This window comes from Paraburkholderia podalyriae, from assembly GCF_014397785.1.
In the GTDB taxonomy this organism is placed as follows: domain Bacteria; phylum Pseudomonadota; class Gammaproteobacteria; order Burkholderiales; family Burkholderiaceae; genus Paraburkholderia; species Paraburkholderia podalyriae.
Genome location: NZ_VZQQ01000044.1, coordinates 27,366 through 49,682 on the forward strand (window position 1 = coordinate 27,366; position 22,317 = coordinate 49,682).

At 60.3% G+C, this 22,317-nt stretch carries 15 protein-coding genes and 4 pseudogenes; 12 read left to right on the plus strand and 7 right to left on the minus strand.

The genetic code is table 11. From position 1 onward, the window contains the following. The first annotated feature begins 132 nt into the window (after positions 1-132). Positions 133-1,086 (plus strand): DNA-binding protein, encoded by a 954-nt coding sequence (locus F6X42_RS31730; RefSeq protein ID WP_187637970.1) that lies wholly within the window; start codon positions 133-135, stop codon positions 1,084-1,086. 400 nt (positions 1,087-1,486) lie between these two features. On the opposite strand, the gene F6X42_RS31735 is transcribed toward F6X42_RS31730, so the two are convergent. Beyond that, entirely contained in the window at positions 1,487-2,869 is a 1,383-nt protein-coding gene (locus F6X42_RS31735; RefSeq protein WP_187637971.1) for a tetratricopeptide repeat protein, read from the minus strand. A 1,112-nt stretch (positions 2,870-3,981) separates the two neighbouring features. Here F6X42_RS31735 and F6X42_RS31740 point away from each other — a divergent pair. The 4 genes and pseudogenes from F6X42_RS31740 (at position 3,982) to F6X42_RS31760 (ending at position 9,006) form a co-directional block, all read left to right on the plus strand. Continuing rightward, complete coding sequence (locus F6X42_RS31740) at positions 3,982-6,852, plus strand: Tn3 family transposase (protein WP_187637972.1); 2,871 nt, start codon at positions 3,982-3,984, stop codon at positions 6,850-6,852. A gap of 130 nt (positions 6,853-6,982) precedes the next feature. Next, positions 6,983-7,525, plus strand: a pseudogene (locus F6X42_RS31745) (IS30 family transposase); the annotation flags it as partial. Positions 7,526-7,529: 4 nt separating this feature from the next. Next, positions 7,530-7,820, plus strand: a pseudogene (locus tag F6X42_RS31750) (IS3 family transposase); the annotation flags it as partial. Between the two features lie 76 nt (positions 7,821-7,896). Next, a complete protein-coding gene (locus tag F6X42_RS31760) occupies positions 7,897-9,006 on the plus strand; it encodes an ISAs1 family transposase (protein ID WP_222945794.1) in 1,110 nt (369 codons plus the stop codon). A gap of 563 nt (positions 9,007-9,569) precedes the next feature. Here the strand turns inward: F6X42_RS31760 and F6X42_RS31765 are convergent. The 6 genes from F6X42_RS31765 to F6X42_RS45355 all read right to left on the minus strand — a co-directional run bounded on the left by F6X42_RS31765 (position 9,570) and on the right by F6X42_RS45355 (position 15,565). After that, on the minus strand, positions 9,570-10,310 hold the full coding sequence (locus F6X42_RS31765; RefSeq protein WP_187637973.1) for a FadR/GntR family transcriptional regulator: 741 nt from the start codon (positions 10,308-10,310) through the stop codon (positions 9,570-9,572). Positions 10,311-10,406: 96 nt separating this feature from the next. Further along, positions 10,407-11,840 (minus strand): NAD-dependent succinate-semialdehyde dehydrogenase, encoded by a 1,434-nt coding sequence (locus F6X42_RS31770; RefSeq protein WP_187637974.1) that lies wholly within the window; start codon positions 11,838-11,840, stop codon positions 10,407-10,409. A gap of 65 nt (positions 11,841-11,905) precedes the next feature. Next, complete coding sequence (locus tag F6X42_RS31775) at positions 11,906-13,030, minus strand: thiolase C-terminal domain-containing protein (RefSeq protein ID WP_187637975.1); 1,125 nt, start codon at positions 13,028-13,030, stop codon at positions 11,906-11,908. A gap of 1 nt (position 13,031) precedes the next feature. Beyond that, positions 13,032-13,805, minus strand: coding sequence for an enoyl-CoA hydratase/isomerase family protein (locus tag F6X42_RS31780; protein ID WP_187637976.1), 774 nt, complete (start codon positions 13,803-13,805; stop codon positions 13,032-13,034). A 22-nt stretch (positions 13,806-13,827) separates the two neighbouring features. Next, entirely contained in the window at positions 13,828-15,030 is a 1,203-nt protein-coding gene (locus F6X42_RS31785; protein ID WP_187637977.1) for a CaiB/BaiF CoA transferase family protein, read from the minus strand. A gap of 160 nt (positions 15,031-15,190) precedes the next feature. Beyond that, the gene (locus F6X42_RS45355) at positions 15,191-15,565 is read right to left on the minus strand and encodes a Zn-ribbon domain-containing OB-fold protein (RefSeq protein ID WP_187637978.1); all 375 of its coding nucleotides are present in this window, start codon (positions 15,563-15,565) and stop codon (positions 15,191-15,193) included. A gap of 313 nt (positions 15,566-15,878) precedes the next feature. Here F6X42_RS45355 and F6X42_RS31795 point away from each other — a divergent pair, with 313 nt between their 5' ends. The 7 genes and pseudogenes from F6X42_RS31795 (at position 15,879) to phaP (ending at position 22,035) form a co-directional block, all read left to right on the plus strand. Then, a complete protein-coding gene (locus F6X42_RS31795) occupies positions 15,879-17,225 on the plus strand; it encodes an MFS transporter (protein WP_187637979.1) in 1,347 nt (448 codons plus the stop codon). 77 nt (positions 17,226-17,302) lie between these two features. Then, entirely contained in the window at positions 17,303-18,484 is a 1,182-nt protein-coding gene (locus F6X42_RS31800) for an LLM class flavin-dependent oxidoreductase (RefSeq protein ID WP_187637980.1), read from the plus strand. 36 nt (positions 18,485-18,520) lie between these two features. Continuing rightward, positions 18,521-19,135, plus strand: coding sequence for an NADPH-dependent FMN reductase (locus F6X42_RS31805; RefSeq protein WP_246530314.1), 615 nt, complete (start codon positions 18,521-18,523; stop codon positions 19,133-19,135). Between the two features lie 31 nt (positions 19,136-19,166). After that, positions 19,167-19,886, plus strand: coding sequence for a 3,4-dihydroxy-2-butanone-4-phosphate synthase (gene ribB, locus F6X42_RS31810; RefSeq protein ID WP_187637981.1), 720 nt, complete (start codon positions 19,167-19,169; stop codon positions 19,884-19,886). A gap of 275 nt (positions 19,887-20,161) precedes the next feature. After that, a pseudogene (locus F6X42_RS44390) lies at positions 20,162-20,478 on the plus strand (IS110 family transposase); the annotation flags it as partial. A gap of 42 nt (positions 20,479-20,520) precedes the next feature. Then, positions 20,521-21,271, plus strand: a pseudogene (locus F6X42_RS31815) (transposase); the annotation flags it as partial. A gap of 248 nt (positions 21,272-21,519) precedes the next feature. Then, on the plus strand, positions 21,520-22,035 hold the full coding sequence (phaP, locus tag F6X42_RS31820) for a TIGR01841 family phasin (protein WP_187637982.1): 516 nt from the start codon (positions 21,520-21,522) through the stop codon (positions 22,033-22,035). Positions 22,036-22,317: the final 282 nt, after the last annotated feature.

Consider the following 22,317-nt stretch of genomic DNA (forward strand, 5'->3'; position numbering starts at 1 on the left):
ACTTGCGATTATGCGGATTATCATAAATTTCAATCTCTTATCGTTATATATATAACGTAATACATGGATATACGGTTATACTTTCCGCCAGAATGCCGCTTCCCTGACCATTTCCACGCCCCGAACCTACTCATGAGCCGCATCAGCGATACCCGTCTGCGTACCCGTCAGGCCGCCGCCAGTCTCGTCGCCGCCGGCCGGCGCCCGCACGAACTCACCGTCGACCTGATCTACGCGGAGATCCGCCAGGGCAGCCGCACCACGATCAACGACGAACTGAAGCTGTGGAAGGACGAGCAGGCGCGCATCGATGCGTTGAGCGCCGCGCTGCCGCCGGCGGTCGCCAGCGCGATGCTGTCAGTGTGGGCGCTCGCCATCGAACACGGCGAAGCGGTTTTCGCACAGCGCGGCGAAGAACTCGAGCGCGAAGCCGCCGACGCTACGGCACGCGCCGGGGCGCTCGCGCCCGCCAACGCAACGCTTCAGGCTGATGTGCAGACGCTGCGCGCCCAGCTTGACGATCAGCAGGCGCGGCTCGCTGCGGCGCTGACCGAGCGCGCGCAGGCCCAGGCCGGACATGACAGCGCCCTGCGGCAGGCCGAAGCCGCCGTGGCCGAACGGGACGCCGTCCGCGTGCAATCGGAACAGGCGCTGCGCGACGTGCAATCTGCCCATGCCCGTGAACTCGAAGCGTTGCGAACCACCCACACCGGGCATGAATCGGCCTTGCGGGCCGAGGTCGGTCAGGCGACGGCCCGGCTGGAAGGCGTGCAGAAGCGCGTCATGCTGCAGACCGAGGAGGCACGTGATGCACAACGGCGGGCGGAAACCGCGCTTGCGAAAACCCGGCAGCGCAACGAGCAGCTCGTCGCCGACGTCCAGCGGCTCTCGGCCGACGCCGCCGAACAGCGACGGCTCGCCGAACGGCACGAGAAGCAGCTCGCCAGCGTCATGGAAGAGGCCCGCGACCTGCGGCGCGAACGTGATGCGATGGCCCAGCAGGTCGCATTGCTGCAAGGCCAGCTCAAGGCCCGGGGTGAAACCACGCCGGCACGTACAGCCAAACGTTCACGTCAGGTAACCTGACAGTGCGTCGTGCGATCCGGACCGATGACGCCGTAGTAACAGGAGGGACTTGTGCGTATTTCGGGCGCTCGTGCACAGCGACCTCGGAGTTTCGTGAGCATCCGTTCCGGTTCGTGATGAACAGCTGAAACGGTGTTCAGGAGCATCGTTTCAGCATGCAACTCTAGTAAAGGTATGTCGCTCATCCGTTCGACTCACGCACATCGGTCGGCAGTCGGCCAATTCCAGCCAATCGCGCAGAACAGACGAATTGCCCGAAAGCCGACATTCAAAGTGCGAACTTATTGGCCGCCGGACGCGGTAGGTTCATGGAAAGACTATCTGGCACCTGACGGCACCGGTCCGTCCCCGGCGGGAAGCTGCGGTATCGGCTGCGGGATCGTTTCTGGGGGAGTGTGCCTCACACCGCCAATAGCTCGTCCCGATGCTGGCGGGCGGCGGCGGCAGCGCGGCGATCCCCTGTGGCGTCCAGCGCAGCGGCGTATCTGGTCCAGTTACCGAGGCTGCACGGCCGCAGCGTAACGCGCTCGGACAGCAGGGCACGCGCCAGCGATGCCCGGCCGCCCCGCAAGGCCGCCTCAATCAACATCAGGTTGAAGATGTCGCGCTGTGAATGGCTTGCCCCCACGTCGGCCAGCGCCCGGCGTATCGGGGCAAGCCGGTCAACGACGGCTCCGTAGTCGCCCTCCACCAACGCGACGATCGCCTCACTCAACTGCAGCCCGACCGACTTCATCGTCGTAGCAGCGTCACTGGGCGATGTCTCGGAGAATCCCCGCAGCGACGCCAGCAGTCGTGCTGCCGCGTCGTGCCGTCCGCTCGCGGCGAGCGCCATCATGAAATGCAGATCGGTGAACGGAAGCACGTGGTCGCCGATGCGGGCCTCCGCCAGGTCGGCCAGTTCCTGCCAGCGCTCGCCCACGTCCACATCGAGCAGTTGCAACCGCAGCAGCAGCGAAGCAGCGTTCTGCACGTCGAGATAGAAGCCATTGGCGTCGACCCGGATGCTGCGGTCGTACAGAGCCAGCACCTTCTCGTAGTCGCCCCGCTCCAGCGGGAAGAGCGCCGCATGCCACCACAGGTGATCCTTGAATGGGTTGCGGTCGGCCCAGGCATCCGGCGCACGGTCGAGCCACGCCATGCCTTCGCCCAGACGCCCCTGCATCTCGAGCACATGGGCGACCGCGTGGACTGCCCACAGGTCGTCGGGGCTGATCTCGAAGGCTTGTCGTCCGAGTCGCTCTGCGGTGACGTAGTCGCCGCACTCCTCATAGCCAAACGCCAGCATGCTCAGTACATTGCCGAAGCCGGGCATCGATGACTCCCACGCACCCAGCGCGCAGGCCGGCAGGCTTCGCAATCCCTGGCTGTCTCCAAGCCAGAAACTGTTGAAATGATGAAGCCGCAGCGCCAGCAGGTCGGTGGGATGGTCGATGACGATCTGTTCCAGGATACGCGCCACCTGTCGCGTATTGCCGCCATACCACGCTTCCAGCGCCGCCACATGCCGCGCTTCACGGGGCGAGACGTGCGGTAGACCGGCCCGGGCAGCGGTCAGATGCGACAGCACCCGGTCGCGCGTGGCAAGGGTCTGGAAGGTCATCAGCAGACAACCGGCCAGGCAATGCCCCATCACGAAATTCGGGTCCGCCTCCAGCGCGTGTTTCACGTCGTCCGCAGTCGCCAGGCGGTATTCCAGGTAATGCCTGATCGCGGCATCGAAATGCCGCACGGCGTCGGCACTGTCCGTCGTCAGCGCAAGCCCTCTTTGGTCGGGGTACATCGCGTCCTCCTTGCGGCAAGTCGTCAGGCGGGGGCGAGGCCCGCCTCAAGAAATCGCCTGGCCAGTGGGTTGACCCGGCCGGGTCGCAGCCGTCGCGGGAGCAGCCGGTAGCCGGAATTGAGCGAAGCCCGAGTCATGCGTTTGCTGGGACATCTTTCGTCAACTGTCAGAGGAGAATGATGGGACGCTCGACGCCTTACGTGTGTTCTGTGACGACAGGGAAGCGGTTGAGGGCCGCCTCTCCACCGCGCGGCGGCGAACCGCGTGTTGGCGCGGACGGCGCAATCATTGCATTCCGCGTTGACACAGATTGCAGCAAAGATCCGGTCAGCGCTAACCCGATGACAAACCCAACGACAAGGAACAGGGGCGTTGCAACGGACTCATGCTTCCGTCAGATGTGGAACGGAACGCATCATTACAAATACGGAAACCCGGCAGGCCTGCCTACGCAGCCAGTCCCCTACTGGGTTTGTAGTCGCTCGTGATGAAAAAGGCAAACGGGACCCTGGGCATGTCGAGTCAGTCCGAGCGTCGGCTTCACCAGGACTCGAATGTCAGCTGTCGGGCGATTCGAAAGGCCGCTTGGGGTCGACAACGGTCTCCGGTTAGGCTGCCAGTTCGACATTCACGCTCACCGATCTCGATGATCGCGTTGCCGAACTGGGTGATCGCGTTTACCGATATACGCAGACTTGCCCATCTGACGGTGCTAATGGATCGGCTCGCTGCGCTGCTCGAGGATCTTCGCACTCGCAGACGAATTGAGCGCTATCCACCGGCACGCGAGCCTGGGCGGGGGATTTACGAAGTCACAACTTTGTGACATTTGTGATGTGTGCGCCAACGGCCATGAAACACTTCATCTGCACATCTCAATGTTCGTGCGCTAGAATTTTGCGCTCTATCGCCACCCGCATTGCGATCGCGCCATGAACCGAAACTGTGCGTCGAGCCATCACCGAACTGGCAGTCCATGTCTCGAGATCTTCTCGGGAATTGAGGCATTTCCGCTCACCGACACGGACAGGCTCATGCGCGATCAAGACCTTGCTGCTACCTTGCTATCCGGCGCAATCAGACTTCACCAACGCTAACGGCGAACGCCCGGCGTGCCGGTCAGTTTCGTCACCACCGATCAACGGGACGGCTATGGTCGCTATGACGGCTCACCGTCGCCGGAAGAGCTGACCCGCTATTTCCATCTGGACGATGCGGATCGCGTGCTTATTGGGCGGTGCCGCGGCGCTCATAACCGCCTCGGATTCGCATTGCAACTCTGTACGGTGCGATTTCTCGGCACCTTTCTCGACGATCCGGTCGCTGTACCCGACACGGTGATCGGGACGCTCGTGCGTCAGTTGCATATCGATGAGGTCGATCTGGCCGCCTACCGTGACGGCAAGCAGCGCTGGAACCACACCGCCGAGATCCGCCAGCGTTCCGGCTACCGCGCATTCTCGGATGCTGTCGTTGGTTTTCGGCTTTCGCGCTGGCTGTATGCGTTGTGCTGGACAGGCACCGACCGGCCCGGCGCGCTATTCGAGCGCGCAACCGGGTGGCTGCTTGCTCACAAGGTGCTGCTGCCTGGCGCGACGATGCTCGAACGCTTTATCGCACGCGTGCGCCAACGCGTGGAGACACGACTGTGGCGCATGCTTGGCAGCGGTCTGAGTTATGAAGCACGCGCGAATCTTGAGGCGTTGCTCACCAGCGCGCCCGGCAGCCGGAGTTCCGTGCTCGACCGGTTGCGTAGCGGCCCGGTTGTCGTCAGCGGACCTTCGCTGGTACGCTCGCTCGAACGTCTGGAGGCGGTGCGGGCGTTGGGCATCCGCCTGCCGATAGCGGCTCATATTCCGCCGACCCGGATTGCCGCGCTGGCGCGCTTTGCCAATACCTCGAAGGTCACAGCGATCGAGAGACTGCCGCCGGCGCGACGTCTCGCCACGCTCGTGGCCTTTGCCTACACACTTGAAGCGAGCGCGCAGGACGATGCGCTGGAGGTGCTCGAAGTCCTGCTCAGGGAGTTGTTCAACAATGCACAGAAAGCCGACCAGAAATCGCGCCTGCGCAGCCTGAAAGATCTCGACGCCTCGGCCATCAAGCTCGCTGGCGCCTGTACGTTCCTGCTTGATACCGACCTGCCGGCGAACAAGGTGCGCGATGCGGTGTTCAAGGAAATTCCACGGGATGAACTCCTCAACGCCCTGCAGGAGGTCAGCACGCTGGTTCGTCCGCCGCAGGATGTGTTCTATCGTGAATTGCAGGGACGTTACCGCTCCGTGCGACGCTTCCTGCCCGCGCTGCTTGAGCACATACATCTTGATGCAGGTCCAGCCGGGCGGGCGGTGGTTGAGGCGCTCAAATACCTGCACGTGATGGAGGTCGATCCGAAACGGGATGCCGAGCCTCCAATGGCGGTCGTGTCGAAATCCTGGCAGACGCACGTCGTGCCGAACGAGGGCGAGGTGGATCGGCGGGCCTATCTGTTCTGTACGCTGGATCAGTTGCGAGTCGCACTGCGTCGGCGTGACGTGTTTGCGGCACCAAGCTGGCGGTACGCCGATCCTCGCAAGGGTTTCCTGACGGCGGTCGAGTGGGACGTCGCCCGCCCCGTCGTTTACCGCTCGCTCGGGTACACAGCGAATCCGTCGGCGATGCTGGCTGCAATGGCGCAGGAGCTGGATCAGACCTACCGCGCCGTCGCGGCGCGCCTGCCTGACAATCCCTTCGTGCGTATCGAGGCCGATGGCGACAAACACGAACTGATATTGACGCCGCTGGACAAGATCGAGGAACCCGAGTCGCTTATCGCACTGCGTGCCATCGTGGCTGAACGGCTGCCGCGCGTCGATTTGCCAGAAATCATCCTGGAAATTGCTGCGCGTACGGGTTTCAGCAAGGCTTTCACCCATATCAGCGAGCGTGAGTCGAGGGCCGACGATCTCACGACCAGTCTATGCGCTGTGCTGATTGCCGAGTCGTGCAACACCGGGTTCGAGCCCCTGGTCCGGCAGGATATGCCGGCGTTGCGTCGCGACCGGCTCGCGTGGGTTGCCCAGACCTATATTCGCGACGAAACCCTGTCTGCCGCGAACGCCATGCTGGTCGCAGCGCAGAATCAGATCGAACTGGCGCACATCTGGGGTGGTGGCGAAGTTGCGTCGGCCGACGGCATGCGCTTCGTGGTGCCGGTGCGAACGGTTCATGCGGGCCCCAATCCGAAATACTATGGCGTCGGCCGCGGCGTCACGTACTACAACATGGTATCGGACCAGTTCACCGGCATGCATGGCATCCCGGTGCCGGGCACGCTGCGCGACAGCCTGGTACTGCTGACGGTGGTACTCGAACAGCAAACAGAACTGCAGCCGACACAGATCATGACTGATACCGGTGCCTACACCGATATCATCTTCGGGTTGTTCCGCCTGCTCGGATATCTGGACGACATGCTGCGCCTCGCGGGCTCCCTGAAGCTGGGCAGGGTATCAGCCGCCGGTATCATGCGCACGTTGCAGGTCGGCGACCGGCAGACACAGTTGGCAAAGGCACTGGCCGAATTCGGCCGGATCGAGAAGACGCTGCACACGCTCACGTACATCGACGACGAGGCAAAACGCCGAAGCACGCTGATCCAGCTAAACCGGGGCGAAGCGCGCCATGGGTTAGCCAGAACCGTGTTTCATGGCAAGCGTGGCGAATTGCGCCAGCGGTACCGGGAAGGACAGGAAGACCAGTTGAGCGCGCTCGGACTGGTCGTCAACGTGATCGTGTTGTGGAACACCATCTACATGGAGGCCGTGTTGAAGCAGCTTCGCAGTGAAGGTTACCCGGTGCAGCACGAAGATGTTGCTCGCCTGTCGCCGCTCATCCATGACCACGCCAACATGCTCGGCCGATATTCGTTCGCCGTGCCGGAAGCAGTCGTACGCGGAGAGTTAAGACCACTCAGGAAGCCCGGCGACGATGCGAACGTCTGACGGGCCGTCAAGGCTCGCAGTTTTCGAGGCTGGCCGTTTGTTCTTGCCGTCGCCTTATTCCGTGGAACGGGACTTCCGCAGATTTGTATAACTTTAAAGCTTAAAGGGGTTTTCTGTTCCGTTACTCCCCGTACCCCGGCATTGGGAGGGCGACCTGATCATCGGCCTGAACCGATCTGCTATTGGGACGCTGGTGGAGAGATCAAGCCGTTTCACCATGCTCGTACACCTGCCTCGGGAGAAAGGCTATGGGCTGACTCCCCGGATGAAGAACGGCCCCGCGCTGGCTGGCTATGGAGCTGTCACGATGGCCAATGCGCTCAAGAAGACCGTGACTGACATGCCTGCCCAGTTGTGGCGGTCATTGACTTGGGATCGTGGCAAGGAACTATCCGATCACGCCCGCTTCACCGTCGAGTCCGGGGTAAAAGTATTCTTCGCCGACCCGCACAGTCCCTGGCAGCGCGGCACCAACGAGAACACGAACGGCCTTCTGCGACAATACTTTCCAAAGGGCACAGACCTATCCCGTTGGAGCGCTCGAGAGATCCAGGCCGTTGCCAATACACTGAATGCCAGGCCCCGGAAAACGTTTGGTTGGAAGACACCTGCCGAAGCCCTGGACGAATATCTAAAATCTGTTCAACAATCTAGTGTTGCGACGACCGGTTGAATCCGCCCAGTACTGCGCCCACGCCTATCAGGATCTGCTCAAACAGTTCAGCATGCAGGCATCAATGAGCAGACGTGGAAATTGCTCCGATAACGCACCCATCGAATCATTCTGGGGCTCACTGAAAAATGAACTCGTCTATCATCGCAAGTTCGCGACCCGCGATCAGGCCAGCAAAGAAATCACGGAATACATCGAGATCTTTTATAACCGGCAGCGCACACAGGAGCGTCTGGACTATCTGTCGCCGGCCGCTTTCACGCAGCGATTCCATTTGAGTAAAATCGCTGCTTAACCCGTTGGCGTCCACGGATTCCGACCGACCTCAGGACGCCTGCCTGCTGGGTTGGGTAGGTCAGGTATGTCCGGATTTGCACACGCTCATCTCGATCGATGGCAAGAGTGTGCGAGGCTCGGGCTGGGCGCACATGGAGCCGTCGATCTTCGAGACACTGGATAAAGGACACGGTCGCATTGAAACCCGCCACTGCGTGGCGGTGTCAGCGCCGGACTATATGAGCGAACTGAATCGCTGGCCCAGACTGAAGAGCCTGGTGCGCATCGAGCGCACACGTGACATCGGCGGCCAGGTGAGTGTGCAGACGCAATACCTGATCAGTTCAGCCGCACCTGACGCCCGGCACCTGCTTGAAGCGAGCCGCATGCACTGGGCCATCGCGAACGGTTTGCATCATTGTCTGGACGTGACCTTCCGCGAGGACGCCAGCACCGTGCGCCTGCGCAATGCGCTGACGGTATTGTGGGAAGCAGCCGACAGGATTTGCGGCAAGCGACTGAAGGCGTTGATCCCGAAGCTGGTTGATGCCATGGAGCGGCACGGCCATCTCGACCTGGATCCGGTCGTCAAGGCCAAACTCCTTCAGGTCAGCGCGGCGACCATCGAGCGCATGCTGGCCAATGCGCGTGCGCACATCGATGGGCAGCGTAAACGGCGCACGGGGGTGGGCTCGGCCATCCGGCGCAGCATTCCGGTGCGTACCTTCGCCGACTGGCGCGATCCACCACCGGGCTTCTTCGAGATCGATATGGTCGAAAAACACTGCGGCGGTTCGAAGATAGACGGTGAGTTCGTCCACACCCTCACGCTGACTGATATCGCCAGCGGCTGGACAGAATGTGTGGCCATGCGAGTACGCAACCAGAGGCTGGTGATTGAAGGATTTGAGAAAGCGGCTGCCGATCTGCCATTCGCGATGCTTGGAGTGGACTCGGATCATGACAGTGCGTTCATGAACCAGAGCGTCCTCGACTACTGCAAGGGCCGCGGTCTTGTGCAGACGCGCTCGAGGGCCTACAAGAAGAACGATCAGGCCTGGGTGGAGCAGAAGAACGGCGCCGTCGTGCGGCGGCTGGTCGGTTATGGCCGGCTGAGCGGTGTGTCGATGCCAGGAACGCGCTGGCGCAGCTGTACGCGTCATCGCGGCTATACATTAACTTCTTCCAGCCTTCGTTCAAGCTGAAGACAAAGACGCGTGACGGCGCGCGCGTACAAAGAAAGAAAGCGAAACGACAACAATCCGTCGGGTAACATTCCTTCGTGAGGCAACACGACCGGACAAGTTCATTGTCGCCGTCCACACGTGTTGTTGACACCCCATAAATCGCAATCGAAATCGAATCGCGGAACTGCGCGATAACGGACGAGACACTCGTGCGACGGCTTCGCCCTGTGAGCGGCCGCAGGTGGCGGCGAAACCGCTGGCGGCGTTCAAGCAACGCATCCGGGAACTGACCGGCCGTTCAGGCGGGCGCAGCATGCCGGAGGGATGAAGTGGCGGTCGGACTGTTGGGTCTAACCCTTGTCGGCTGGGAAAAGACGTTCGCAGGCGTTTTAATCGAATGGCAGCAGCACGTTGCAAGGCAGCCGTTGCTTCGGGGATTCGGCTTTCAGATTCCTTCCATTCACGCGCGCGTTCAGTTCAACTACGTGATTGGCGCGAGCCCGTTGGAAGCGCATCGGCACACGGTCGATCTGCAGCCCGCCGCGTTGGTGTGTGAGCGAAGCAGCGGATGCGTGGGCTCGCTAACCGAGGGAAACCTCGCGTGGGGCAAGTCCGGCTAACGTACCGGCGTAGGCATTTATATGTCGGGCCATGCGGCGGAAGGCCTTTTCACTGTCCTGCGCTTCAATGGCCTCGAGAATCCCGCGGTGCGCTCGTAGCATGCCCCCTCGCAAAGCTTCCGAGCCATGATCCTCGATAACCGACGCGCGTAGGCACGCGTCTGCCATCGACTCCATGAACGTTGCAAGCAACTCGTTATTACTCGCCGCGGCGACCGCGAGGTGCCAGTCGACGTTGAGTTTTGCCGTTTCCCCGCGTTTATCGGAAGAGGCATTTTCAAGCGCCTCCGTCAAATTTCGCAAATGGAGCAACTGTTCGTCTGTTCGTTCGCGCGCAGCAAGATAGGCAAGCATTGGCTCGAGCGCCTGACGTGCCTCAAGCACCGCCTCGAAGCGGATTTTTCGGCCTTTTATGAAGAGGTCGACGAGCCGTCCTAACACCCCTTTGCCCTGGTGCTCTACGACGGTCCCGCCATATCGGCCGAGCTTTATTCGCACAAGGCCTTCTGCCTCGAGTACCCGTAATGCCTCGCGCACGGAACTCCGGCTCAACCCGGTTTGCGCCACCAGCTCCCGCTCCGCAGGCAGGGCGGTGCCCTCAGGGAATTCGCCCGAGAAGATCTTCTCACGTAGGACGTCAGCCAGTGCCCCATATCGGTTTGGCACCGTTATAACATCGAGTTTTGGGGAGGCGTCGGTCATCTGCTGCTCCGGATATAGGTCCATCGTGTGCCGATGTATATTACCATATCAATGGTCTTACCCTAACAGTCGACGCCTCCCCGCCCAGGAGGGCATTTACGCGGCGGTTTTGAGTTGGATGTATTTCAGAGTGGTAAAGGCGTGCAATCCCTCGATCCCGCCTTCCTGACCTAACCCGCTGTCCTTGACCCCACCGAAGGGTCCCTCGGGCTGGGACGCACCAAAATGATTAACTGACAGGAGGCCTGCGTCCAAAGTACGCGTCAGCAGGTCGATGTTGCGCGCCGAATCCGTAAACGCGTAGCTCGCGAGGGCGTACGGCACTGCGTTCGCAGCGGCGATCGCCTCTTCCAGTTCGTCGAACGCAAGCACGAGTGCAATGGGGCCAAAAGGCTCCTCATGCAGTGCACGTGAGCCGGGCGGTACGTCGGCCAGGATCGTGGGTTCGTAGTAGTAACCCGGGCCCTTCCGGCGTGTGCCGCCGGCAACGAGTCGCGCACCGCGCCCGATCGCATCGGCAATCAGGGAATCCACAGCTTCGACGCGCCGTTCGGTCGCCAGAGGTCCCATCTGGGATTGGGGATCGCTTCCTGGACCGACTCGTAGAGAGCGCGCACCGTCAGCGAAGGTTGACAGGAAACGCTCGTAAAGCGAACGATGTACAAAGAAGCGGGTGGGGCAGGTGCAGATCTGTCCGGCGTTGCGGAACTTGGCCATGACCGCGGCACGCGCTACCGTTTCAGGGGCTGCATCCGCACAAACGATGACTGGAGCATGTCCACCAAGCTCCATTACTGCAGGTTTCATCTCTGCCGCCGCCTGTGCTGCAACAAGTTTGCCGACGGGAACCGACCCGGTAAGGGTCACCATTCGAATCACGGGCGAAGCGATCAGGTATGCTGAAATCTGTGCAGGGTTTCCGAAAACAAGGTTCAGCGCTCCAGCTGGAAGGCCCGCCTCTTCGAAGCAGCGAACCATCTCGCAGGCAGTCCCAGGAGTCTCTTCGGCGGCCTTGAGAATGACGGAGCAGCCCGCGGCCAGGGCGCCGAGCTTGCGCGCCGGAATCGAGGCCGGGAAGTTCCAGGGCGTGAAGGCTGCGACAGGGCCGATCGGCAAGCGAACTACCGAATTTGCCATACCCGCGGCCCCGGGGATGATTCGGCCGTAGAGTCGGCGGCCTTCTTCGATATCCCACTCCAGCAGTGCCGCCGAGCGTAGCACCTCTGCCGTGCCTTCAGCCGTGGGTTTTCCCTGCTCCCGGCTCATGATCGCGCCGATGGTCTCGGCGCGATCTCGCAAAAGACTGACTGCTTTTTTCAGGATGGGTGTGCGTCGATCGACGCCCATCGCGCTCCACGCGTCGAAGCCGCGCTGCGCGGCTGCGAGCGCGGCGTCGAGGTCAGCGACACTGGCATGAGGCACTCGACCGATCTCCTCGCCTGTGGCTGGATCGATGATCGGGGCGGATGTGGCTGCGTCGCGCCACGCGCCATCGATGTACAGGCCCAGGCGGGCGTAGGACTTATCCATAACGTGCTCCATTTCCATGCTCAGATATGTGACTTTATTCCGGCGCTTACCGGAAGACGTTGACCTCATTGACTGAGGATTAGCGTTGCGTGTGTCGTCATGACGCCGCCTTGATTACTGACGATACAGGTCTTTGCGTGGGGGACCTGCAGATTGGCCTCGCCCCTCATCTGACGGACGCCCTCGATCACGAGCTGCAACCCGGGCATTCCGGTTTCCGATAAAAGCCCGCCTGAAGTATTGATGGGCAGGGCGCCCCCAATTTCGATTCGGCCGCCGGATACAAAAGCGCCTCCTTCTCCCTTGCGACAGAAGCCATAGTCTTCCAGTGTCATCGGAACCGTGATGGTGAAGCAGTCGTAGATCTGTGCCACATCGATATCTTTGGGCGTCAGTCCAGCCATTTCGAACGCCTTCGCGCCAGAGACAACAGCTTGCGTAGTGGTCAGCACGGGACGCTGCGCGACGGACCAGGATGTATTGCCTTGCCCGAAGCCCAGAATGGGCACTGGGGCGCGCACCTGAAGCTTTCGCGCCCGCTCGGCGCTCATGACGATGACCGCGGCCCCGCCGTCAGACACCAGGGCGCAGTCGTCTCGATGGAGCGGAGTGACAATTGCGGGCGAGGCCAGGTAGGTGTCCAGGTCAAGTGGGCGCCGCAGCTGTGCATTGGGATTGGCCGCGCCATGGCGGCGGGCTGCGATCGCGACCGCCCCGAGTTGCTCGCGGGTGGTGCCGAAGTCGGCCATATGACGGCGAGCGATCATCGCGTAACCGGCGGGTGTCCCATACCAGCCGTGGATCGCATCCGCGCCATGCGGGCGGCTGTAGTTGTGGCGACTTCCGGACTTGGGATTGTCGGCGAAACAGACCACTGCTATTTCGCACAGACCCGCCTCGATCGCCAACGCCGCCTGCGAAATCAGGCCAATGTTTGCTGCGCCGCCCTGATCCCAGACGCCTCCGACCTTTGGCTGGATTCCGAGCGCCTCCGCGACCTGCTGGCCGAACATGAACTCGGGCTTCGAAGTCGGAAATTTCACCATCACTGCATCGATAGCCTCCTTGTCAATGCCCGCGTCACCCACGGCCATGGCCACTGCCTCGACAATCATCGACAGGGGAGTTCGCCCTTCAAGCTTGCCAAAGCGGGTATGTCCAACGCCTGCAATCACTGCCTTGCCGCGCATCTCATTCTCCAGTGAACAGGGCCCGACGCTTTTCGACAAAAGCTTGCCGACCCTCGGCCGCGTCGCGGGTATGGCGCAGAGTCCGCGCCATGGTTTGCTCCAACCGCAGACCGGACGAGAGGTCAACGTCATGGCTACGGGTCGCAAGCTCCTTGGATGCCTGAACGGCAAGAGGCGCGTTTGCGGCAATGCGTTCGGCGTGCGCGCGCGCGGTCACCATCAGCTCAGCGGGCGAAACGACGGCGTTGATGAGGCCGAAATGGGCTGCACGCTCTGCGCTGATAGCGGTGCCCTCCAGCAGCATTTCCATCGCGATGGCGTGAGGGAGCTGCCGTGCGATGCGCTGCGTTCCACCGTTCGCCGCGATGAGGCCGCGCTGCACTTCAGAAAGGCCGAAGGTTGCAGAGGGCGTGGCAAAGCGCAGGTCCGTGGCTAGCATCATCGTGAGACCTCCGCCCAGGCAATACCCGTTGACGGCCGCGATGACCGGCTTCCAGACTTCAAGTCCTCGATTCAGAAGGCTTTGACGCTGCGTGAGCCAGAGATCGGCCCAGCCTCGCGTTGCGGGGTTGTAGCTCTTCAGGTCGGCACCCACACAAAAAGCCTTTTCTCCCGCGCCCGTGATGATTGCCGCGCGGATGTCATCGTTGTCTCTGACTTCGATCCACGCCGCAGACAAGGCGGCGTAGTGATCCTCGTCGAGCGCGTTCAACCGCTCGGGACGATTCAATGTAATCGTGGCGATATGATCTTCGACACTGAAATTGACGGACATTTGGCGATCCCTGAAAAAACGGCTATGCAATGACAACGCGGGTGGCGATCAGCCGGTCGATCTCGGTACCCGAGAGACCGAGCCCCTCGAGGACGGCGCGGCTGTCCTCGCCCAGTCCGGGCGGGCGCGTGCCAACATCCCGCGGGATACCAGCAAAGAGAACCGGGTTTGCCACCCCCTTCAACGGACCGAGGCGCGGATGCACATACTTCTGGACAAGTTCGCGCGCTTTGGTCTGTGGGTGATCCGCGGCCTGCAGCGCATCATTTAACGGAACGCAAGGCACGCCAAGTTCTGTCAGGCGCGCAACCCACTCGTCGATCGAACGCTGACTGACAATCTCCTCAACGATCCTGTTCGTCTGATCGGCGTGACGCACGCGCTCGGCGTTGGTGCTGAAACGCTCGTCGTCAGTGAGCTCTGGCCGGCCAACGGCGTCACAGAACTTTCGCCAAAGCGAGTCGTTTGCAACTCCGATCAGCACATCACCGTCCGAAGCGTTAAACACCCGGTAAGGGCAGAGAGATTCATGCCCTGTGCCGGACTTTGCAGGCGCCGTGCCCCGCGTCCAGCTTCGCTGAAGGTTGAATCCAAGCAGGGCTATCGCGGTCTCGAAAAGTGAAACCTCCAAAAAAGCGCCACGTCCGGTTTTTTCCCGCTGATATAGCGCAGCGAGAATGCCAGACTGCGCGTTGAGCCCGGTCGCCTGATCGATGGGGGATAGGGGTACCCGAACCGGTGATCCACCAGGCTCTCCGGTCATCGCCATCACGCCGGTGAAGGCCTGGACGATCAGATCGTAGCCCTTGTTGTCCTTCAGTGGCCCGCTGCGGCCAAAGCCGGAGATTGAGCAATACACAAGACGTGGGTTCTCAGCGCAGAGGCTCGCGTAATCAATCCCGAGCCGTTCGACTACGCCCGTCGCGTTGCTCTCGATCAGCACATCGGCCGTGCGAGCGAGTCTGCGCAGCACCGCGCGACCTTCATCTGACTTGAGGTCAAGGCCGAGGCTCTTCTTGTTTCGGTTCACACTGAGAAAGACGGTTCCCGTTTTCTCGCCGCCATTTGCGTCGGTGTGGAAGGGCGGCCAATGGCGAGTGTCATCTCCTTTGGGACTTTCCACCTTGATCACTTCAGCACCCAGATCGCCCAGGTACTGCGCGCATAGCGGCCCTGCGAGGACCTTGGTCAGATCGAGGACGCGTATTCCGTCGAGAGGTTTCATGTCAGATATTCCGGGCTTGGATCTTTGAGCTTCAGCCAGAGTGGAGGCGGTTCAATCGGGTGCAAGGGGGCGCAAGGCGCCTGGCAAAACCGCGCAGCAATCGACCAGTGATGATTGCCGAAGACCCCTGCATCAGTCCGAACGGCGCACGAAGCCATGGTCACCCCTCCGGCAGAAAGGTCGTTGCGGCGACTCCGCGGCGTGGTGAGATTGAATACGTCAGTCGCTGTCCAATGCAAAACTTTTCCGGATCCGCCATGCCGGCGAGGCGACTGATCAGCCGCGGTCCTTCTGATAGCTCGACAATGCCGACCGCATAGGGAACCTCGTCCGCAAGCGTGTCGTGATATGCATGATGAAAGACCACAAAACTGACCAACGTTGCGCCACCCGACGCGGGCGCCCACTGCCAGTTGGCACCTAGGCACTTCGGACAATGCGTGCGCGCTGAAAGCCAGGCGTGGCCGCAGTCCTGACACGCCTGATAGCAAAGTTGACCCTGCTCCAGTAGGGCTTGATGCGCTTCGATGGACACGAGGTTCCCCCATTTTGATCCTTCCGGCGGTCAGCCTGCGCAGTTCCGCGGACTAACAATGATTTAACGGTCGGGCCATTAAACCATAAGTGCAAAGAGAGAGGCGTCAGTAGTTTCCCTGAGAAGACGGCATGATGATGTCCGGCTGGCCGTCGCAGCCCCCGGAGTCGACGGCCGGGACTCGATCAGGGAAAGTACCGACTTGCGCGGAACGGCACCCGCTATGATTTAATGGACCGACCGTTAAATTATATGAGCGAAATGTGGAGGGCGCCCAAGAGGTCCTTCCAACTTTTTAAATCGGGAGAGAGAGATGGAGAAGATGATCGGATCCACGGCGGCGGTCCCCGTGACTACCGCCGCAGCCCCTACCGCCGGCGCGGACGAGCTTTTGTTTCGCAAGGTCGCCTGGCGAATCGTTCCCTTTCTGTTCGTGTGCTATGTGGTGTCCTATCTAGACCGGACCAACATCGGTTTCGCCCAGTTGCAGATGAAGCACGACCTGGGCTTCAGCGACGCGATCTATGGCCTGGGTGCCGCGACGTTTTTTGTCGGATATGTTCTTTTTGAAGTACCGAGCAACTTGCTGCTGGCGAAGTTCGGCGCGCGTCGGACTTTCACGCGCATCCTGCTGTTATGGGGACTCGCTTCCGTCGGAATGCTGTTCGTCTCAACGCCCCGCAATTTCTATGTGCTGCGCTTTCTGCTCGGCGTATTCGAAGCTGGCTTCTTCCCGGGAGTGGTCCTGTACCTCACGTATTGGTTCCCGCCGAACCGGCGCGCCGGCGTGCTGTCGGTGTTTTTCGCCGGCTTGACCGGCGCCGGCGTATGCGGGGGACTGGCGTCAGGCTGGATCATGCGTGATATGAGCGGCGTGTTGGGTCTTCTGGGCTGGCAATGGTTATTCATCATTGAAGGCTCGCCTGCTGTGCTGCTGGCGTTCGTCGCGCCGTTCTGCCTCGTGGATAAGCCGAGGGATGCGAACTGGCTTACGACTCACGAAAAGCAGTGCCTTGAATTGCTGCTCGCGGGCAGCGGCGAGGTGAACAGCGGCGCGCATGACTCCAGCGGACTGCTCGCCGTGTTGCGCAACCCGCGTGTCTATCTCTTTGCGTTCGTCCATTTTGCGTTGACTTGCGCTACGCTCAATCTGGTTCTCTGGATGCCACTGATGATTCGCGATTTCGGGATCGTAGATGTCGTGGCGATCAGCCTTTATACCGTCGTTCCGAACGCGATCGGCGCGATCGGAATGATCCTCATCGCACGCCACTCGGACCGGGCACGCGACCGCCGCAAGCATTTCTGGTTTTGCGTGTTCGGTGGCGCCGCCGCGCTTGCTGCGCTCACGCTGCATTTGCCAAGCTTTCCGGTGATGCTCGCACTGCTGTCGATATGCACCACGCTGGGTTTTGCCGCCTTCCCCGTTTTCTGGGCGGTGCCGCCGACCTGCTTGCCAGGCAAGACGACCGCGCCCGGCATCGCTGCTATCAGCAGTATCGGTATGACGAGCGGTATCGTGGGCCCGTGGTTAATCGGCCAGATCCGAACCACGACCGGCAGCATGGATCTTGCACTATACCTGCTGGCTGCGCTGCTGTTCCTGAGTGGCATCGCGTTGCAGTTGGGCGTGAGGCTGAAGGCGGATCAGTCCGACTGATGAGCACCGGAGGCGCACCGCGTACCGGGTACCCGACTCGCGCCGGAGTCGGAAATTAACTGACGATAGGAACCATCATGCTTGGACAGAACCTCCGTAGTGGAATTTTTCTTGCGCCCTATCACACACCCAACGAAGACCCCACTCTGGCGTTGCAACGGGACCTTGAACTGGTAGAACATCTCGACAAACTCGGCTTCGAGGAAGCATGGATCGGCGAGCATCATTCAGCGGGCTACGAGATCATTTCTTCTCCGGAATTGTTCATTGCCGCGGCCGCAGAGCGCACAACGCGGATCAAGTTGGGAACCGGTGTTGTGTCGCTGCCTTATCACAACCCGCTTATGGTTGCAAACCGCATTGTTCAGCTGGATCACATGACCCGTGGTCGAGTGATGTTGGGGGTAGGGCCCGGCTCCCTGAATTCGGATGCGATGATGCTTGGTATCGAGCCAGGTGCGCTGCGCGATCGAATGGCGCAATCGCTGGACGTAATCATGCGTCTGCTGCGAGGGGAAACGGTGACGGAGACCACGGACTGGTTCTCCCTGGTCGAGGCCAAACTTCATTTGAGGCCTTTCACCTGCCCACATCCCGAGGTTGCAGTTGCAAGTTCTGTGACACCCTCAGGTGGTCGTGCGGCCGGAAAATACGGCTTAGGTATGCTTTGTGTCACCGCGACCGAGGGGAGCGGCTACGACGCCCTGGCGACGAACTGGCAAGTGGCTCAGGAGTTGGCCGCCGAGAACGGACACCATGTCGGACTTGACAGACTTCGCCTCGTTGCGCCGATGCACATTGCGGAAACTCGTGAAAAGGCATACGAGAACGTCCGATACGGGATCCAGGAATTTTTAGCCTACAACGACGTCATCTTTCCGGCCCGTTACCGGGATCTTCGCGGTCGCGACCCCGTGCAAGCGCTGGTCGAAAGCGGACGAGCTGTTATCGGCACGCCAGCGGATGCCATTGCGATGATTGAGCGATTGCATAGAAAGCAGGGTGATTTTGGCGCGTTTTTACATTTGGCAACAAACTGGGCTGATTTTGACGCAACCAAGCGGTCATACGAGCTATACGCGCGTTACGTTGTGCCACATTTCAGAAGGTCGAATACGTCGCGTCAGTCTTCATTCCAATGGGTCAGTGAAAATTGGGATAAGTTAGATGTACTGACGATGCAGGCCAGGCAGGCCATGTTCGACAAGCATTCAGCTGAAAAGGTGAGCCGGGAAAAAGCTCTCTCAAATGAAAATTGACCCAGGTGCTGCACGAAATATAGGAGTGTCATGGTGATGAAGCGACCACTTATCGTAGGAATGGGGGGGACGACCCGACCGGGATCCTCGTCCGAGCAGTCACTCGCCATCGCGTTGCACAAAGCACAACAGTCTGGCGCGGAGACCATGTTGTTTCGTGGCGCAGACCTGATATTGCCATTGTACGAGCCGCAATCCAAGGTTCTTGCGCCGGATGCGAAGGCTCTTATTGATGCCTTGCGAAGAGCGGACGGCGTTATTTTTTCTTCGCCCTGTTATCACGGCGGTGTCTCGGGGCCGCTCAAGAATGCTATTGACTACACCGAGGAAATGAGCGCTGACGAGAGAGTGTATCTGGATGGTCGAGCTGTAGGGGCGATCTGCTGTGGATTTGGGGTGCAAGGGCCCATGGCGGGTTTGAACGCCCTCCGTGCAATAACCCACGCCCTGCGTGGGTGGCCCGTACCCCTTGGCGTAGCCATTAATTCAGCAGCGGTCAAGTTTCGCGACTGCGGTTGTGACGACGAAAAGACTGTGCAACAGATCGAAGCCATGGCAGATCAAGTCCTTAACTTTGCGGTGATGTCAATCCAGGAAAGAGCGAAAGCAAGGGCGCGATCCAGTTTGAAGTGCAACACCTCCCTCGTGTAAGGTGCACGCAACTTTTGCGATGAGCGTTCATATGTCCTTTACAACCTTTCCTGCACCGGCCACGTTTGTTGAAAGTGCGTTCGCCGATCTCCCGCTGCTTGCCACCGAAGCTGTCCCGCCCCGTATCGCCACTGCCTTGCAGGCGATGCGCGATGGCCGCGCCGTCGTCCTGCAGGACGATCACGACCGCGAGAACGAGGCCGATCTGATCGTCTCCGCCGAGCGTCTCACCAACGAGACCATGGCGCTCCTGATCCGCGAATGCAGCGGCATCGTGTGCCTGTGTCTGCCCGACGAGAAGATCCGCTCGCTCGAACTGCCGCCGATGGCTGCCAACAACGGGAGCCGTCACGGTACGGCGTTCACCGTTTCGATCGAGGCGCGCGAGGGCGTGTCGACGGGCGTGTCGGCCGCTGACCGTGTGACGACGATCCGCGCCGCGATCGCTGACAACGCGAAGCCTGCTGACCTCGTGCGCCCTGGCCACGTTTTCCCGTTGCGGGCGATGCCGGGTGGCGTGCTCGCGCGCCGCGGCCATACGGAAGGCACCGTCGATCTGGCGATTCTCGCGGGTCTGAAGCCGGCCGGCGTGCTGTGCGAACTGATGAATCCGGACGGCACGATGACGCGCGGCGCGGACGTGGAGCGCTTTGCAGAGCAGCACAAGCTGCCGATGCTGACGATTGCGGAACTGGTTGAGTTTCGTGAAGCGCTCGCGGTGGCGCGTGAGTGCTGCGCAGACGCAGCGTGAGCCTGCACGGACTCGCGCATGGCGGTGCGCGGGTCGGTTTGTCTGCGGTTTGGCGAGGGGCGGTGCCCGCCAGTTCCTCGGCGGCGGTGTGGCGCTCCCGCGCTGTTACCATCCGTCGCCGCCCCGTTGCAGGAAGACGTCGATGGGGTCGATGCAACTGCGACGACTGCACGTCGCCGAACGGGCTCTGATGTGATGGACGACTCCCGCCCTTCGGGGTTCGGCATATGCCAAAGTGGAGAGGTCGTGACTTCCACGACGAAGGAGCGTTCATCATGAAGATAGCCACTGTCGGACTGGATCTTGCAAAGACTCTATTCAGGTTCATGGAGTGGATTCGCAGGGACATATTGTCGTACGCAAGCAGCTGCGCCGCGCTGACGTACTGGCGTTTTTCGCGAAGCTTGAGCCGTGCGTGGTCGGCATGGAGGCATGTGGGTCTTCGCACTATTGGGGCCGGGAACTCACGAAGCTTGGACACACGGCGTGCCTGATTGCCCCGCAGTTCGTTCGACCTTACGTAAAGAGCAACAAGACCGACGCAGCCGATGCTGAGGCAATCTGCGAGGCGGTAAATCGACCGCACATGCGCTTGGGGGTGCGGCAGAAATCTTGGACTACTTGGAGGTAGTCCATGTACTCGTACGAAGACCGCATTCGAGCGGTTGAGCTTTACATCAAACTCCGAAAGCGCGTCGCCGCGACCATTCGTCAGTCGGGTTACCCGACAAAGAATGCTCAAAAGCTGGCATCGAGAGTACGAACGATGTCATGATCTGCCGGCGCGCTATGTGCGTTCAAGGCCGAAGTACTCGGCCGAACAGAAGAAGGCGGCCGTCGAACACTATCTGAACCATGGTCACTGTCTTGCTGGAACTTTGAGGGCATTGGGATATCCGGGGCGCTAGACACTCGCAGCCTGGGTCGACGAGTTGCACCCCGAAACCAGGAAATGCGTTGTCGGCAAAGCCGGGGGCGTACCGCAGCCCCGAGAGTTGAAGCAGGCAGCAGTCATCGAGCTGTGTACTCGAGAGGAAAGTGCGCGCGTGGTGGCACAAAGGATGGGCGTGAGCAGGCCGACGTTATACAACTGGAAAAATAAGCTACTCGGTCGTGAGGTTCCGGCTTCCATGAAACGTCACAACGATTCGCCGCAAGCCCCTGAGCAGGCAGAACTTGAGCGGCAGGTCGCATCGCTTCGACGCGATATCCGGCAATTGCAGCTTGAACACGACATCCTGAAGAAGGCCAATGAACTGCTAAAAAAAGACCTGGGCGTCGACCTGCAGCTCCTGACCAACCGGGAGAAGACGTTGCTGGTTGATGCCCTGAAACAAACCTACGCGCTGTCAGAACTACTAGCCGAGCTGGGTCTTGCGCGCAGCTTGGACGGCGACAATGAACTTGTCCGGTGTAGCGGCGATCATCTTGGCCGGTAGTGAGGAGTCGGAGGCGGCGTAGCCGCCGGAGACGACGAGCTACCGGCGGCGCTGGTTCGGCGGAGGCTAGGATGGGCTGACTGAAACCAAGAAGAAGCGGTCAGCCCCATGTCTGGAACCCGCATTACCGACCAACAGGTCCGCCTCTACATGAACAATCGCAAATTTCTGCCGTACAAAAAGCCCGTGCAGAAATGCTTTTCAAGTTAACGGGCAAGTTTTTCGATGGATTTGAAAAGCTCAGTCAACTCAACCTTCAAGTGCTCAACGTAACGATGCCTGAAGGGACCGAGATGTTACAAAAGGCGAGGGACGGTCAAAACCGTGTCGGGTTCTTTGATCTCCAGACCGAACGTTTTGCGCAATTTCCGGAAAAGGTAGCCGTCTACAATCGACATCTGCGCGCGATATTTTTTTCCACACAGGCTGAAGTCACACGCGAAGCGCAACGCCAATATGAGAATTTCGGTGGACGAGTACAGGACCTTCTCGGGAGCGTTGCGGATAGCGCATCAGCGGCATCCGAGAAAACTGCCTTAGCATTGAGGTCGAGGATCATGGAAGCGCCGGAATCTTCCTATGAGGCGGCGTTCAAAGCAACGGAGGAAACGAGGGAAGCGGTGCAAAGTGACGTGAAAGCAGCGAGTGACACCGCATCGCAAGCTTCGACGCAAACTCCAGCACAGCCGAATACGCCGCAGAAGCGTTAAGAACGGTTCCTTCAGAGCAGAATGACTTTCTAGGCTCGCAAAACTACCCGCCTATTGCGGGTTTTTTCTTATGACGATCCATTTGTTATGACGATCCATTTCTGCGGGCCGGGTCCATTAAACCAATTAATCAAACAGCAATCTGATGAAAAAAAAGTAAGCGGCTCGCGATGGCCGTTGTAGACGGGCGCAAGAATCGGCATCAAAGTGATGTCCATCATTTTCGAAGTGGTGGACACCATTTTGTCAGAGCCAACTCAGAGGCCTGGCAGCCGTAAAGGC

What these genes read in the sequence shown, in the direction of transcription:
- F6X42_RS31730 (WP_187637970.1), top strand. Translation starts at nt 133, where the DNA reads ATGAGCCGCATCAGCGATACCCGTCTGCGTACCCGTCAGGCCGCCGCC.
- F6X42_RS31735 (WP_187637971.1), bottom strand. Translation starts at nt 2,869, where the DNA reads ATGTACCCCGACCAAAGAGGGCTTGCGCTGACGACGGACAGTGCCGAC.
- F6X42_RS31765 (WP_187637973.1), bottom strand. Translation starts at nt 10,310, where the DNA reads ATGACCGACGCCTCCCCAAAACTCGATGTTATAACGGTGCCAAACCGA.
- F6X42_RS31770 (WP_187637974.1), bottom strand. Translation starts at nt 11,840, where the DNA reads ATGGATAAGTCCTACGCCCGCCTGGGCCTGTACATCGATGGCGCGTGG.
- F6X42_RS31775 (WP_187637975.1), bottom strand. Translation starts at nt 13,030, where the DNA reads ATGCGCGGCAAGGCAGTGATTGCAGGCGTTGGACATACCCGCTTTGGC.
- F6X42_RS31780 (WP_187637976.1), bottom strand. Translation starts at nt 13,805, where the DNA reads ATGTCCGTCAATTTCAGTGTCGAAGATCATATCGCCACGATTACATTG.
- F6X42_RS31785 (WP_187637977.1), bottom strand. Translation starts at nt 15,030, where the DNA reads ATGAAACCTCTCGACGGAATACGCGTCCTCGATCTGACCAAGGTCCTC.
- F6X42_RS31795 (WP_187637979.1), top strand. Translation starts at nt 15,879, where the DNA reads ATGGAGAAGATGATCGGATCCACGGCGGCGGTCCCCGTGACTACCGCC.
- F6X42_RS31800 (WP_187637980.1), top strand. Translation starts at nt 17,303, where the DNA reads ATGCTTGGACAGAACCTCCGTAGTGGAATTTTTCTTGCGCCCTATCAC.
- F6X42_RS31805 (WP_246530314.1), top strand. Translation starts at nt 18,521, where the DNA reads ATGAAGCGACCACTTATCGTAGGAATGGGGGGGACGACCCGACCGGGA.
- ribB (WP_187637981.1), top strand. Translation starts at nt 19,167, where the DNA reads ATGTCCTTTACAACCTTTCCTGCACCGGCCACGTTTGTTGAAAGTGCG.
- phaP (WP_187637982.1), top strand. Translation starts at nt 21,520, where the DNA reads ATGCTTTTCAAGTTAACGGGCAAGTTTTTCGATGGATTTGAAAAGCTC.